Annotated in this window: 10 protein-coding genes and 1 pseudogene; 8 read left to right on the plus strand and 3 right to left on the minus strand. The window is 62.9% G+C overall.

The genetic code is table 11. From position 1 onward, the window contains the following. Positions 1-120: 120 nt before the first annotated feature. Both ATO7_RS09210 and ATO7_RS09215 read right to left on the minus strand, forming a co-directional pair. On the minus strand, positions 121-1,863 hold the full coding sequence (locus tag ATO7_RS09210) for a poly(ethylene terephthalate) hydrolase family protein (protein ID WP_206044860.1): 1,743 nt from the start codon (positions 1,861-1,863) through the stop codon (positions 121-123). A gap of 103 nt (positions 1,864-1,966) precedes the next feature. Beyond that, positions 1,967-2,605 (minus strand): TetR/AcrR family transcriptional regulator, encoded by a 639-nt coding sequence (locus ATO7_RS09215; protein WP_083561389.1) that lies wholly within the window; start codon positions 2,603-2,605, stop codon positions 1,967-1,969. A gap of 62 nt (positions 2,606-2,667) precedes the next feature. Here ATO7_RS09215 and ATO7_RS09220 point away from each other — a divergent pair, with 62 nt between their 5' ends. Beyond that, the gene (locus ATO7_RS09220) at positions 2,668-4,020 is read left to right on the plus strand and encodes a flavin monoamine oxidase family protein (RefSeq protein ID WP_083561391.1); all 1,353 of its coding nucleotides are present in this window, start codon (positions 2,668-2,670) and stop codon (positions 4,018-4,020) included. Between the two features lie 8 nt (positions 4,021-4,028). On the opposite strand, the gene ATO7_RS09225 is transcribed toward ATO7_RS09220, so the two are convergent. After that, positions 4,029-5,534 carry a flavin-containing monooxygenase gene (locus ATO7_RS09225; protein WP_083561393.1) on the minus strand — a complete coding sequence of 502 codons (1,506 nt, stop codon included), beginning with the start codon at positions 5,532-5,534 and terminating at the stop codon, positions 4,029-4,031. A gap of 108 nt (positions 5,535-5,642) precedes the next feature. Here ATO7_RS09225 and ATO7_RS09230 point away from each other — a divergent pair, with 108 nt between their 5' ends. From ATO7_RS09230 to ATO7_RS09260, 7 genes and pseudogenes are all read left to right on the plus strand, one after another. Further along, a complete protein-coding gene (locus tag ATO7_RS09230) occupies positions 5,643-6,656 on the plus strand; it encodes an AraC family transcriptional regulator (protein ID WP_083561394.1) in 1,014 nt (337 codons plus the stop codon). 28 nt (positions 6,657-6,684) lie between these two features. Then, entirely contained in the window at positions 6,685-7,266 is a 582-nt protein-coding gene (locus tag ATO7_RS09235; RefSeq protein WP_083561396.1) for an ANTAR domain-containing response regulator, read from the plus strand. Next, positions 7,263-8,252 (plus strand): CmpA/NrtA family ABC transporter substrate-binding protein, encoded by a 990-nt coding sequence (locus ATO7_RS09240; protein WP_083561397.1) that lies wholly within the window; start codon positions 7,263-7,265, stop codon positions 8,250-8,252. Before ATO7_RS09235 ends, ATO7_RS09240 begins: the two co-directional genes overlap by 4 nt. Positions 8,253-8,502: 250 nt before the next feature. After that, on the plus strand, positions 8,503-9,846 hold the full coding sequence (locus ATO7_RS09245; RefSeq protein WP_083561399.1) for an MFS transporter: 1,344 nt from the start codon (positions 8,503-8,505) through the stop codon (positions 9,844-9,846). A gap of 65 nt (positions 9,847-9,911) precedes the next feature. Continuing rightward, complete coding sequence (nirB, locus tag ATO7_RS09250) at positions 9,912-12,464, plus strand: nitrite reductase large subunit NirB (protein ID WP_083561400.1); 2,553 nt, start codon at positions 9,912-9,914, stop codon at positions 12,462-12,464. Then, positions 12,464-12,838: a nitrite reductase small subunit NirD gene (nirD, locus tag ATO7_RS09255; protein WP_083561402.1), complete on the plus strand. Its 375-nt coding sequence runs from the start codon at positions 12,464-12,466 to the stop codon at positions 12,836-12,838. The genes nirB and nirD overlap by 1 nt, the downstream gene beginning before the upstream one ends. Beyond that, a pseudogene (locus ATO7_RS09260) lies at positions 12,835-14,067 on the plus strand (NAD(P)/FAD-dependent oxidoreductase); the annotation flags it as partial. The gene nirD and the pseudogene ATO7_RS09260, both read left to right, overlap by 4 nt. Positions 14,068-14,101: the final 34 nt, after the last annotated feature.

Genomic DNA, 14,101 nt, shown 5'->3' on the forward strand with positions numbered 1-14,101 from the left:
ATGGCGCGCGGGCCCGATAACCAGCGTGTTGGAGCACCACCGCAGGCGAAGGTTCCGGCGGCACGGGCATCGCCACGCTGACGCGCGCCTGACCGTGCCGCCGAATTGACCGCCCTAGAGTTACTTCAGCGCAAGTTTGGAAAACATCACATCATTGATCTGCAAAGTACCGGCGGAGCTTTGCCCAAAGCGCAACTCAAGCGCCGCCAAAGCCCCCAGATCAACCCCTTCAAACAAGCTCAGCGGTGCCAGCAATCCGTTGAGCGTGGTTTTTTCAGAACCTCCAGCGTCAAACGCATCACCCGGCGGATCGAACAGCGCAGCGCCCAGATCGGCCGCATGGACGACGACTTCCTGCCCGGCGGTATCGATCAGGGCTATGAGGAAGTCCTGCCCGTCGGCATTCGCCGTATCACCATGCGACAGCCCTACACGCAAGCTCAGCAGCGTGTAATCACGCACGTCCAGCCCGTTGAGCGCCGTGCGATAGAGCGCCGGAGATGTCCAACTCAGATACAGCTGCGACGCGCTGGAAAAGGTCGGATCGGCCACTTCGCAGCCTTCACCGCTGGCGCCTCCGGCCTGACAAACACCGAAACTGGCGAACCCATCGAAGCTCACCGCGCCACCGAGTGCGTTGATGCTCAGGGCCTGTTCATCCGGCGTGGCATTAATCAGCAAGCGGTCCACTGCGGCAGGTTGCACGCTGAGGTGATAGCGCCCGGGGCAATCCTCAAGCTCACCTGGGCAGGCGCTGGGCGGCACCTTGGATAACCCCGTCCAGTAGGCGGCGAAATCACTTTCCTGCCCGATGAAATAACGGAAGAACGAGGCCATGAAGAACAGCCCCAGCGCGCGCTGGTCTTCCTCGCTGTCGCGCGCGTGGGTCGCGCTTGAGGTGCCGCAATGGCTGTCGCTGCTGCTGCCGTGGATGGTCCAGTCATCCGACGTCCAGACCGTGTTGAAGTAGTTGTGATTGGCCCCCATCGCCAGGATCTGAAATTTGGGCCAGGCATCCTGCGCATCGGCGTAGCGCGCATGATCGAACGCGAATGCGCCCATCAGATTCTCCACATCACCGTCGCAGTAAGGCAGCAGGGTTGCATAGGCCACGCCCTGCACCACCTGGGTGTTGTAGTCGGTCGGCGCCAGTGCAAACACTGCCTCAAGATTGTGCGGCTGCTCACGCTGAGCATTCAGGGTGATGGCTTTGGCCACGCCCTCGCCGCCACGCGAATGCCCCATCAACCCGATGCGCGACAGATCCAGCTGGCCGATCAGGTGATCGAAGCCCTCGCCGCCGTTGGCGTTGATCTCTCTGAAGGCATCGAGGTGCTCGAGAATCAGCGTGGCGCGGGCCAGTGCGCCGGCATCACCCGCGCTGGCGCTGCCATCGTTGTCGTTGACATCGTTGGTGTCGATGGACAGCACGGCGTAGCCGTGGCTGGCCAGATTGCGCGCCAGATAGTCATAGCCCAGATAGCTGTTGGCCGGGCTGATGATCGGGGCCAGATCGGGGCAGTTGTCATCGCCCACCGGCACCGGCAACTGGCCCAGGCCGGTTTCGCAGGTCTGGTGGCGGCCATGCTGGAAAAGAATCAGCGGAAACGGGCCCTGCGCCGCGCTCGGATAGACCAGATAACCGTGCACATCAGTTTCGTAGCTGTCGCCGGTCTGCTCATCGCTGACGCTGATCCGCCCGAAATCGTAGTCCTGGGTCTGCGGTTCATACGGCCCCAAAGGTGCCGGGTCGGCAGCCACCGCCGGCACGTCCTGTGGCGTCGGATCCGCCGTAGCGGAGGTCGAATTGTCGTTGCAGGCAGCGAGTACGGTTGTCGCCAGCAGCCAGGGCCAAGCTTTCATTGTCTGAGTTTCTCCACAGGCAGGTCGGGCCTGCGCAGTGAAGCGCCTACCCGAAAAGCTGCTGTGCCCAGCAATTGGTGTGCCAGCCTGCGCCGGCAGGCTGTTATTGCGGCGCCAGCCCGCGCACCAGCGCACTGAGCGTGGCGTGCTTGAGCGCCCGCGCATCACCCCAGGGATATTCAGGAATGGTGATCAGGTTGAGCGCCAGCCCCTGCACGGTGCACAACAGGATATTGAGTACATCGTCCACAGCCGCACTGCGAATGCTCCCGTGGGCCTGGGCCTGTGCAATCGCCTTGCGCAGCACATCAAGACGCGTCAGTGCTGCTGAACTGTCGACAAAGTAATGATCCTGAGCGCTCTGCAGGCGATCTTCGATCAGAAAGATGGCGCGAAAATCATCTGGATGAGCCAGCCAGAAATCCACCATGCCCTCGCACAGGGCCAGCACACGCTGCGGCGCGGGGGCTTGCTCGGCAATCCTCTCGAGCTGTTCGGCCAGGGTATTGAAGACCTCCTCCCAGATCACCCGCAGCACCTCGCGCTTGCTCGCAAACACGGTGTAAAGCGCGGCGGGCGAACACTCCGCCAGGCGCGCGATGTTGCGCATGGATACACCATCATAGCCGTCTCGGGCGAACAGGCTGCGCGCCGCATCGAGGATGCGCCGCCGGCTGTTTTCGAGCTGGCTGTGACTGCGCCGCGGGCGCCCGCGCGGTGCTTTGCTGCTTGTGTTCGTCATCTGGTTTGATATTTAATGAACGCGTTCACTAATATTAAACCACATCCTCAAGAGCAGCCACGATGAGCACCCCTACCACTGATTGCGACGTCCTCGTTGTCGGCGCTGGCCTGGCCGGCCTCAAAGCCGCCCGTGAACTCACCGCTGCCGGCAAACGGGTGCGGGTGCTGGAGGCGCGCGACCGGGTTGGCGGGCGTTCCAAGCCCGGCGAAATCTGTGGACACACCATTGATCTGGGCGGGCAATGGGTCGGGCCTGACCAGAAACGCCTGCTCGCCGAAGCTGCGGCACTGGGCGTGAACACCTGTCCGCAATATGTCGAAGGCGACAGCCTGCTGCATTTCGACGGCAAACGACGTCGCTACGCCTCCGACATTCCGCCGTTGTCACCTCTGGCCCTGCTCGAAATCGCGCTGCTGGAACGGCGCTGGCGGCGCGAAGCCGGCTCCTTGCCGGTCGGGGCCGCTTGGTCAGCCCCCCAGGCAGCGCAATGGGATAGCGAGTCAGTCGCCAGCTGGATGCGCAAGCATGTGCGCACGCGTGATGCACGCCAGTTCCTCAGGGTGGTGACCCGCGCATTGCTGTGTGCCGAACCCGAGCAGGTGTCCTACTTGTGCATGCTTGAATACATGCGCCAGGGCAAAGACCTGCGCACGTTGCTGGATGTCACTGGCGGCGCCCAGCAGGACAAATTCGTCGGCGGCGCGTGGCAAATCCCCAAGCGCATGGCCGACCAGCTGGGCCAGTGCATCACCCTGAACAGCCCGGTGCTGGGGATCGACCAACACGCCGATGCGGTCACGGTGCACACCGCGCAGGCCGATTACCGCGCCACGCAAGTCATCATCGCGACACCACCGGCGCTAGCGGCCAAGATTGACTACAACCAGCCGCTGCCCTCACGCCGCTGGGGCCTGCTGCAGCGCATGCCCATGGGTGCGGTGATCAAGATTCATGTGGCCTACCCCACGGCGTTCTGGCGCCAGCGTGGCCTCAATGGCGCGGTCGCCAGCAACGACCGCATCTTCAACGTGGTGTTTGACCAGACGCCAGCGGATCAATCGATCGGCATTCTGGTTGGCTTCATGGACGGCGCCCACGCCGTGGAGATGAGCACGCGCGGCGAGCAGGCCCGGCGCGATCAGGTCATCGCCGACCTGGTGAGCTACTTTGGCGATGATGCGGCCCAGCCGATCGGCTATGTCGATCAGGACTGGACCCAGGAAGCCTGGAGCCTAGGCGGTTATGTGGCGCACATGCCGCCCGGCGTGATGACCCAATACGGCCCCAGCCTGCGTGAACCATGCGGACGCATCCACTGGGCGGGGACGGAAACCGCAACCCAATGGTGCGGCTATCTTGATGGCGCCCTGCAATCCGGCCAACGCGCCGCCGAGGAAATTCTCGGCGGCTGAAGACAGGCTCAGGCGGCCATGGGCTCCGGCGCGGCGCTGTCAGCCGCCGCTGCACGCACCGGCTGAAACTCCAAACAACCGTCGTCAATCGGCTCATCCAGCAGCACTTTTTTGTCCTTGCCGTAGTGCATCAGCACGCGCCAGGGACCGGAGCGGCCCTGACGTGGCAGGCTGGCTTTGCCACGCTGTACATAGCCGGACTGCAGCGAATCCAGGATACCCTCGTCCAGCGCATTGGCGCCGGAATCATCCCGCGGGACCGCCACCGCATTGCCATGCTCATCCATATGCCGCAGCAGGCGACACAGGTAGCGCCCGGCGATATCGGACTTGAGCGTCCACGGCGCATTGGTATAACCGAACACCCACAGGAAGTTGGGCACGTTCTGGATCATTGCGCCCTTGTAGGTCATCTGCTCGTTCAGCGGCATCGGCGCATCATCCACGGTCAGCTCCATGCCGCCCATCATCTGCAGATTGAGGCCGGTGGCGGTGATGATGATGTCTGCCTCGAGCTGCTTGCCAGACTTGAGCAAAATGCCGTTTTCGGTGAAACGTTCGATAGTGTCGGTTTCCACCGAAGCGCGCCCTTCACGCAAGGCCACGAACAGATCGCCATCGGGCACCGCGCACAGGCGCTCGTCCCAGGGCATGTAGCGCGGGGTGAAATGACGCATATCGAAATCCGGCCCGACCTGCTTGCGCACCTGCCCGATAAGGAACTTGCGCATGCGCTTGGGCCAGCGCCGACAGGCCAGATACAGACCGCGCTGCACCGCAATGTTGCGACCGCGCACAATCCGGTAGGCCAAGCCGCGCGGCAAATACCGACGCAGCGCCATAGCCATCTTGTCGGTGTCCGGCAGGGAGAACACATAGCTGGGTGAGCGCTGCAGCATGGTCACATGCGCAGCCTGTCTGGCCATTGCCGGAACCACGGTGACGGCCGTGGCACCACTGCCGATCACCACCACCCGCTTGCCGGCGTAGTCGAGCTGCTCCGGCCAGTGCTGCGGATGCACGATCTGGCCCTTGAAGTCCTCTTCGCCCTCGAAATGCGGGCGGTAGCCTTCGGCGTAGTTGTAGTAGCCGCTGCAGTTGATCAGGAAATGACAGGTCAGCGTCCGGCTCTCACCGGTTTCCACATCCTCAGCTCGCAGCACCCAGCGTTGCTGTTCGCTCGACCAGTTCGAGGCAGTGATGTTGAGGCCGTACTGAATGGTTTCGGCAATGCCATGCTCTTTGGCCGTTTCAGTGATGTACGAGCGGATCGACGGGCCGTCGGCCAGAACCTTGTCGGAATCCCAGGGCTTGAAGCGATAGCCGAAACTGGCCATGTCCGAATCGGAACGAATGCCGGGATAGCGGAACAGATCCCAGGTGCCGCCCAGACGGGCGCGGCGCTCGATGATGGCCATGGAGCGCTGCGGATGCTCGCGCCGCAGATGCACCGCCGTGCCGATACCGGACAGGCCGGCGCCAATAATAAGAATGTCGAAATGTTGTGGGCTCATGGGCAATCTCCTCGCGCCTTCGCTCTTGTACGTTGATCATGCTAGTGCCATGCTGGCGAAAAGAATTGGCTTTTGGCGACACATTTTTGTCTTTAAGCGACAAAGCGCATGAGCACACTGATCCGCGCCGCCAATCTGGCCGGCATTGAGGAATTGATGGCACAGCTGGGCGGCGACGCCCACACCCTGCTGGCTCGCCATCACATCAACCCTCAACTGATCCACGATCCGGACGCCTACGTGCCCTATCGCAGCCTGGCCGCCGTGATCGAACAGGCTGCGGTGGACACCCAATGCAGCGATTTCGGGCTGCGCATTGCCCACTGGCAAGGTCTCGACATGCTCGGCCCAGTGGCGGTGATTGCCCGCGCGGCCAACGATGTGCTGCACGCCTTCGAGGGCATTGCCCGCTACCTGCACATTCACGGCCCGGCGCTCAAACTGTCGCTGCGCGGACGCAACGAGGCCGGCGATTATTGCTTTGCGTTCCGTATCGAAGACCGTGGCCTGCGCAATCTGACCCAGAGCTACGAACTGAGCATGGCCAACGGCGCCCGCATCCTGAGCATGCTCAGCGCCCACAACGCTCGCCCGGCACGGATTTACTTCACCCATGCCCCCTTGTCGAGCAAGGTCACCTATCAACGGGCCTTCGAATGCCCGATCGAATTCGAGGCCGAATACAGCGGCTTTGACCTGCGTGAAAGCGATGCACGCCGTCCGCTCAGCAGTGCCGACCCGCAAACCCTGCGCATCGCCCAGCGTTATCTGGAATCACGCGGACCGGCCGGACGCCAGCTCAGCGAGCAGGTTGCCGAGTTGATCGACCGCCTGCTGGCCACCGGACAATGTCGCATCGACACGGTGGCGGAACAGCTGGCCATGCACCCGCGCAGCCTGCAACGCCACCTCAACCAGGAAGGCACGCGCTTTGAAACCATGCTCGACGAGATTCGTCGCGACAAGGCGCGCACCTACCTGGCCATGACTGCGATGCGCTTCAGCCAGATTTCCGGGCTGCTCGGTTACGCCGACCAGAGCACCTTCAACCGGGCCTGCCGGCGCTGGTATCAGGCCACCCCCAAAGCGCTGCGCAAGCGACTCGCCGCAGAGTTGACCTAGCCGCTATGGGCACGCGCTTTGCTTATGCATGCGCATGTCCACCGCCCGCGCCATTCGTGTTCTGCTCGTCAGCCATGACGACACCCTGACCCGTTCGCTTGAACGCGAAGGCTTTGAGGTGCACCAGGTCAGCGAAAGCGAGGATGTCTACAACCTGGTCGGCGAGCTCGAACCTGACGCCATCCTGATCCGCCCCGACTCACCCACCCGCGACAGCCTCGAACATCTGGCCAGCCAGAGTTGCAAGCATCCGCAACCCACCCTGTTCCTGCACGACAAACTGCCGCAGGAATTGCGTCAGCAGGCGCTCAGCCTTGGGGTCAGCAGTTACGCCACAGCCGAACTCACCCCCACCGCCCTGCGTTCGCTGATCGAGATTTCCATTGATCACGCGAAACGCCTGCAAGCGGTCAAACGCGAACTCACGCGCAATCAGAAAACCCTGGCCGAACGCAAACAAATCGATCAGGCCAAACGCATCCTGTGGAAAGACCACGGCATGAACGAAGAAGCGGCCTACAAAGCGCTGAAAAACATGGCCATGAACGGCCGCATCAGTGTCGCCGACGCGGCACGCAAGGTGCTGGAAAGCAAGGAGAAACAGGCATGAACACGACGCTGACCACGGGCTTTGTAGCGCTCACCGATGCGCTCACCCTGATCGCGATCAAACGCCTGGAACTGGACCGCATGGCCGGCGCCCGACTCAAGCTCAAGCGCATGGGCTCGTGGGCCCAGCTGCGCGACGCCCTGCTCACCGGCGAGATCGATGCTGCGCACTGCCTGCCGGGCATACCGCTGCTGTCGCAGGCCGATGCTTACCCCCACCATGTGCGTCTGGCCACCGCTTTCACCCTCAACCACTACGGCAACGCCATCACCCTGGGCAACAGCGTGTTCGATCAGATTCCGCGTAATCTGCCGCTGGATGAAGGCCTGCAGCAGCTGGCCCAAGAACGCCGTGAAAGCGGCCGCCTGCTGACCTTTGGTTCAGTGTTCCCGGTCTCCAAGCACGAATTCGAATTGCGCCACTGGCTCGGCCAGCAGGGTTTGCAAGCCGGACGCGACTACCGCCTGGTGGTGATCCCGCCGCCGCTGGCGGTGGACGCCCTGCACGACGGGCGGGTCGACGGTTTTTGCGTGGGTGAGCCGTGGAACTCGGTCGCGGTGGAAGCCTGTCTGGGCAAGATCGTGGCCAACAGCCGCAGCCTGGGCCTGCCCAGCACCGAGAAAGTGCTCGCGGTGAACCAGCAGTGGCTGGACAGCGATGAACACCACCAGCTCATATTGTGGCTGCATGAAGCATCCCGCTGGCTGGCCGAACGCAGCAATCATGGCCGCGCCCTCAAGTGGTTGTCGGAAGAGGTCAAACGCGATGTGCGCGTGCTTGAGCCCGGCGTCACCGGGCCGCACGCGGTGGACTTTCGCGCTTCACACTGCCCGGAGCCCAAACACGCCTTGTGGCAGCTCGAACAGATGCAGGCCGCCGGCAACCTGCCGGAGGCAGCGGTTTCCAGCGAGATTGCCGCGCGTACCTTCCGCAACGATGTGTACCAGCGCATGACCCGTCAGTACGTCGTCGCCGAGCCGTCCTGACCCATTCGGCACTGATCTGGTGCATTGCACAAATCCTGTGCGCAACGGCGCCCCCGGGCAAATCACCCAGCCCCGCTATCGCAGCCCCCGAATCAAGCAAATTCAAACACTTGAGCGCTTGGCACGGATGTTGATTACCAACTGACAAGACGTGGACCAGGCCTGAACAAGGTACGAGTGCGTCGATGAGGCTCAGTGGCGGCAGTCCCTGCCCCGCAGCCATCGTCGCTCTCGTCTTCAGGGGATTTCCATGGAAGTTGCGAACAAAGCCACTCGCATCAATCTTTTCGACTTCAAGTCCGTGCAAATGCGGACCTTTCACCTCACCTGGTTCGCCTTTTTCCTGTGCTTTTTCGGCTGGTTCGGTATCGCACCGCTGATGGCAGTGGTGCGTGAGGACCTGCTGCTGACCAAGGCCCAGATCGGCAACACCATCATTGCTTCGGTCGCCATCACGGTGATGGTGCGCCTGCTGATCGGACCGCTGTGCGACAAGTTCGGGCCGCGAAAAACCTATTCCGCCCTGCTCGTACTCGGCTCGTTTCCGGTCATGCTGATTGGCCTGGCCGACAGCTACGAAAGCTTCCTGCTGTTCCGCCTGGGGATTGGCGCCATCGGCGCGGCCTTCGTCATCACCCAGTACCACACCTCGGTGATGTTCGCCTCCAACGTGGTGGGCACCGCCAACGCTACCACTGCAGGCTGGGGCAACCTGGGCGGCGGCGTGACTCAGCTGGTCATGCCGCTGGTGTTTGCCGCCGTCATGACCTTTGGGGTCAGCGAAGCGGCCGGCTGGCGTGTCGCCATGATCGTGCCCGGCGTGGTGCTGTTCATCATGGGCATCGTCTACTACCTCTTCACCCAGGATGCACCGGACGGCAACTACTCGGATCTGCGTGCTGCCGGCAAGCTGCCGCCGGCCACCAAGGAACGCTCAGCCTCCGGTTCATTTTTGCTCGCCGCCCGCGATTACCGCGTGTGGGCGCTGTTTGTGGTCTATGCCGCCTGTTTCGGGGTTGAACTCACGATCAACAACATCGCCGCGATCTATTACTTCGACAATTTCAGTCTCGATCTCAAAACCGCTGGCATGATCGCCGCCCTGTTCGGTTTGATGAACCTGTTCGCGCGCACCCTGGGCGGTTACTTCTCTGATCGCTTCGCGCTCAAGAGCGGGCTGAGCGGGCGGGTGCGGTTTCTGTTCATCGTACTGTTCTGCGAAGGCCTGGCCCTGATGTTGTTCTCGCAGATGGATGTGCTGATTCTGGCAGTGGGCTCAATGATCATGTTCAGCCTGTTCGTGCAAATGTCAGAGGGCGCCACCTTCGGCATCGTGCCGTTCATGAATCGTAAGGCTCTGGGGGCCGTGGCCGGCATCGTCGGCGCCGGCGGCAATGCGGGCGCGGTGGCTGCCGGCTTCCTGTTCAAAGCGGAGAGCATCAGCTACCAGCAAGGTCTGTTCTACCTCGGCCTGGCCGTAATCGGCGCGTCGTTCTGCGCCCTGCTGGTGCGCTTTTCGGATGAGACCCACGCCGAGGAAAAAGCACGCCTCAACCAGGACCTGCTGGCCCGAGAGCCTGCCAGCGCCACCTGAGCATCGCCATCCCCACTTGATTGAACCGGGGCGCCGCCGTGCGCGCAGCCCCGTGGAGTTTTCCCATGCACAACACCCAGCACATCATCGTTGTCGGCAACGGCATGGTCGGCCAGCGCTACCTCGAAACCCTGTGCGAGACGCTGCGCGCCAGCGGGCGCCGCGAGCACTACCGCATCAGCGTGTTCGGCGACGAACCGCGTGCTGCCTACGACCGGGTCCAGCTTTCGGCCTACTTCAGCGGCAGCACGGCCGAAGATCTGTCTTTGGTGTCAGACGATTTCTTCGCCGCCAACGACATCACCCTGCACCTTGGCGAAGGTGTGCTCGCGATCAACCGCCAGGCCCGCAGCATCACCACCAGCCGCGGCCAGATTCACAACTACGACACACTGGTCCTGGCCACCGGTTCCTATCCGTTCGTGCCGCCAATTCAAGGCAACGACCGCGACAACTGCTTTGTTTACCGCACCATCGAGGACCTGGAAGCGATCAGTGCCGCGGGCGCCAGCGCCAAGGTCGGCGCCGTGGTTGGCGGCGGTCTGCTCGGGCTTGAGGCCGCCAAAGCCCTGCGTGACATGGGCCTGACCACGCATGTGGTGGAGTTCGCGCCACGCCTGATGGCGGTGCAGGTGGATGATGGCGGCGGCGCCGTGCTGCGGCGCAAGATCGAAGAGCTGGGTGTGGCCGTACACACCGGCAAGAACACCCAGCGTATCGAGCCGGGCGAAAGCCGCCGCCATCGCATGTGTTTTGCCGATGGTGAGACACTGGAAACCGATATCGTGCTGTTCTCCGCCGGCATCCGCCCGCAGGATGCGCTGGCCCGTCAGTGCGTGCTGGAGATTGGCGAACGCGGCGGTATCGTGATCGACAACCACTGCCGCACCAGCGACCCGCACATCTACGCCATCGGTGAATGTGCTCTGTGGAACCAGCAGATTTTCGGCCTGGTCGCGCCAGGCTACGAGATGGCCCGGGTGGCGGCAGAGCATGTGCTCAGCGACAGCCCGGATGACGCAACTGAGTTCCTCGGCGCCGACATGAGCACCAAGCTCAAACTCATGGGCGTGGACGTGGCCTCCATCGGCGATGCTCACGCGCGCAGCCAGGGGGCGCGAACCAGCGTGTTCATCGATGAACATGCCGGGGTTTACAAAAAACTGGTCAGCGATGAGAAGGGCCGCAAAGTGCTGGGCGCGGTGCTGATCGGCGACGCTGCGGACTACTCGACGCTGCTGCAGATGATGCTCAGCGACATCGCCATACCGGGCAAACCGGAACAGCTGATTCTGCCCGCAGGCGAAGGCGGCGGCGCCGCACTGGGCCCTGATGCCCTGCCCGACAGCGCCACGATCTGCTCCTGCAACAATGTCAGCAAAGCGCGCATCTGCGGCGCCGTGGCCGAAGGCGCCACCGCGCTGGGCGAGCTCAAGGCCTGCACCAAGGCCGGCACCTCGTGCGGCGGTTGCAATGCGCTGGTCAAAAGCCTGCTCGACAACGAACTGAGCAAGATGGGCGTCGAGGTCAACAACCACCTGTGCGAGCACTTCGCCTACTCACGCCAGGAGCTGGAGCACCTCATCCGGGTGGAGAAGCACAAAACCTTCGAGTCAATCCGCGACGCGCATGGTCATGGCCGCGGCTGCGACATCTGCAAACCCACGGTGGCCTCGATCCTGGCTTCAACCTGGAACGAGCATGTCCTGCAACCGCATCTGGCCGGCCTGCAGGACACCAACGACTACTTCATGGCCAACATGCAGAAAGACGGCAGCTACTCGGTGGTGCCACGCATACCCGGCGGCGAAATCACGCCGCAAAAACTCATCGTGCTCGGACAGGTCGCAGAGAAATTCGGCCTCTACACCAAAATCACCGGCGGCCAGCGCATTGATCTGTTCGGCGCCCGGGTCGAGCAGCTGCCGCTGATCTGGCGCGAGCTGGTCGATGCCGGCTTCGAATCCGGGCATGCCTACGGCAAGGCCGTACGCACGGTGAAATCCTGCGTCGGTTCAACCTGGTGCCGCTACGGTCAGCAGGACTCGGTGGGCATGTCGATCCTGCTGGAAGAGCGTTATCGCGGCATCCGCGCGCCGCACAAGCTCAAATTTGCAGTATCAGGCTGCACCCGCGAATGCGCCGAGGCGCAGTGCAAGGACATCGGCGTGATCGCCACCGAACGCGGCTGGAACCTTTATGTCGCCGGCAACGGCGGCATGAAACCACGCCATGCCGATCTGTTCGCCACCGATCTGGATGACGCCACCCTGATCCGTTACATCGACCGTTTTCTGATGCTCTACATCCGCACCGCCGATCGGCTGCAACGCACCGCGCGCTGGCTGGAAGAGCTGGACGACGGCCTTGAGTACACCCAGCAAGTGGTGATCGAGGATTCGCTGGGACTGGGCGCGGAACTGGAGGCCCAGATGCAGTCGCTGGTCGACACCTACGAATGCGAGTGGAAAAAGACCCTGGAGGACGAGCACAAGCTCAAGCGCTTCCGTCATTTCGTCAATTCGCCCGAGCCTGACAGTCACGTGGTGTTTGTGCAGGAGCGTGGGCAAATCCGTCCGGCCACCGAAGCCGAACGTCGCCAACAGGAGGCTGCGTGATGCGTTTGGCCCTGCAAGAGATTGCCATCAACGACTGGACCCCGGTTTGCGCCCTGGACGACATCCTGCCCGGCACCGGTGTTGGCGCCCTGATCGACGGCACCCAGATCGCCCTGTTCCGTCTCGACCACGATCAGGTCTTTGCCCTGGACAACTTCGACCCGCACAGCCAGGCCAATGTGCTGTCGCGCGGCATCGTCGGCGATCTTGGTGGCGAGCTGGTGGTGGCCTCACCGGTGTACAAACAGCACTACCGTCTGCGTGACGGCCAGTGCCTGGAAAACCCCGACCACAGTGTTCACGCCTACGCCGTCCGAGTGGTCGACCAGACCGTCGAAGTGGCCCTGCAGGCCAGCGTCAGCGCCGCCGCATGAACGCGCCGAACGATCAGAGCATGAGCGAGAAAAAGAAACTTGTCGTGATCGGCAATGGCATGGCCGGCATGCGCACCGTGGAGGAGCTGCTGGCCCTGGACGACACGCTCTACGACATCACCGTGTTCGGCGCCGAGCCGCACGGCAACTACAACCGCATCATGCTGTCACCGGTGCTGGCCGGCGAGAAAACGCTGGACGACATCATGATCAACACGCCGCAGTGGTATGCCGCCCACGGCATCACCCTGCACGCCGGCAACCCGGTGATGCGCATTGATCGCGGGTGCCGCGAAGTCGTCGCCGCCTCGGGCCTGCGTGTGCCCTACGACCGCCTGCTGCTAGCCACCGGCTCGGACCCGTTCATCATCCCGGTGCCCGGCCATGACCTGCCCGGAGTGATCAGCTTTCGCGACATTCAGGACGTCAACACCATGCTGGAAGCCGCCCGCACCCAGCAGCGCGCGGTGGTCATCGGCGGCGGCCTGCTCGGCCTGGAAGCGGCCAATGGCCTGCTCAAGCAGGGCATGGACGTCACCGTGGTGCATCTAATGGACAGCCTGATGGAACGGCAACTGGACAAACCCGCCGCCGGCCTGTTGCAACAGGCCCTCAAGGACCGCGGCATTCGTTTCTGCATGCAGGCCCAGACCGAGGCGATACTCGGCGATGCGCGGGTCAGCGGCATTCGCTTCAAGGACGGCCAGGAACTGCCTGCCGATCTGATCGTCATGGCCGTGGGCATCCGCCCCAATATCCAGCTGGCCAAAGACAGCGGGCTGCATTGCGAGCGCGGCATCGTGGTCAATGACGCCATGCAGACCTTCGACCCGACCATCTATGCCGTGGGCGAATGCGTGCAGCATCGTCAGGCCATTTACGGCCTGGTCGCCCCGCTGTGGGAGCAGGCCAAGGTCTGCGCCAATCATCTGGCTCAGATGGGCATAGGCCACTACCCCGGCTCGCAGGTCTCGACCCGTCTGAAGGTGACCGGCATTGATCTGTTCTCAGCCGGTGACTTCATCGCCGATGAAGGCGACGAGGAAATCGAATTCCGTGACCTGCGCCGCGGCGTGTACAAGAAACTGGTCCTGCGCCACGGCCGCATTGCCGGGGCCGTGCTCTACGGCGATGTCAGTGACGGTTCGTGGTACTACGAGCTGATGATCGATGGCGTGGATGTCACGGACCTGCGCGACGTGCTGATCTTCGGCAAAGCCTTCGTCGGCGCCGAAGCCGCGGCCTGATGCCCGGAGCCGCCAC

Source organism: Oceanococcus atlanticus (genome assembly GCF_002088235.1).
Lineage (GTDB): Bacteria > Pseudomonadota > Gammaproteobacteria > Nevskiales > Oceanococcaceae > Oceanococcus > Oceanococcus atlanticus.

What these genes read in the sequence shown, in the direction of transcription:
- ATO7_RS09210 (WP_206044860.1), bottom strand. Translation starts at nt 1,863, where the DNA reads ATGAAAGCTTGGCCCTGGCTGCTGGCGACAACCGTACTCGCTGCCTGC.
- ATO7_RS09240 (WP_083561397.1), top strand. Translation starts at nt 7,263, where the DNA reads ATGAACACGACGCTGACCACGGGCTTTGTAGCGCTCACCGATGCGCTC.
- ATO7_RS09235 (WP_083561396.1), top strand. Translation starts at nt 6,685, where the DNA reads ATGCGCATGTCCACCGCCCGCGCCATTCGTGTTCTGCTCGTCAGCCAT.
- ATO7_RS09225 (WP_083561393.1), bottom strand. Translation starts at nt 5,534, where the DNA reads ATGAGCCCACAACATTTCGACATTCTTATTATTGGCGCCGGCCTGTCC.
- nirB (WP_083561400.1), top strand. Translation starts at nt 9,912, where the DNA reads ATGCACAACACCCAGCACATCATCGTTGTCGGCAACGGCATGGTCGGC.
- ATO7_RS09245 (WP_083561399.1), top strand. Translation starts at nt 8,503, where the DNA reads ATGGAAGTTGCGAACAAAGCCACTCGCATCAATCTTTTCGACTTCAAG.
- ATO7_RS09220 (WP_083561391.1), top strand. Translation starts at nt 2,668, where the DNA reads ATGAGCACCCCTACCACTGATTGCGACGTCCTCGTTGTCGGCGCTGGC.
- ATO7_RS09215 (WP_083561389.1), bottom strand. Translation starts at nt 2,605, where the DNA reads ATGACGAACACAAGCAGCAAAGCACCGCGCGGGCGCCCGCGGCGCAGT.
- ATO7_RS09230 (WP_083561394.1), top strand. Translation starts at nt 5,643, where the DNA reads ATGAGCACACTGATCCGCGCCGCCAATCTGGCCGGCATTGAGGAATTG.
- nirD (WP_083561402.1), top strand. Translation starts at nt 12,464, where the DNA reads ATGCGTTTGGCCCTGCAAGAGATTGCCATCAACGACTGGACCCCGGTT.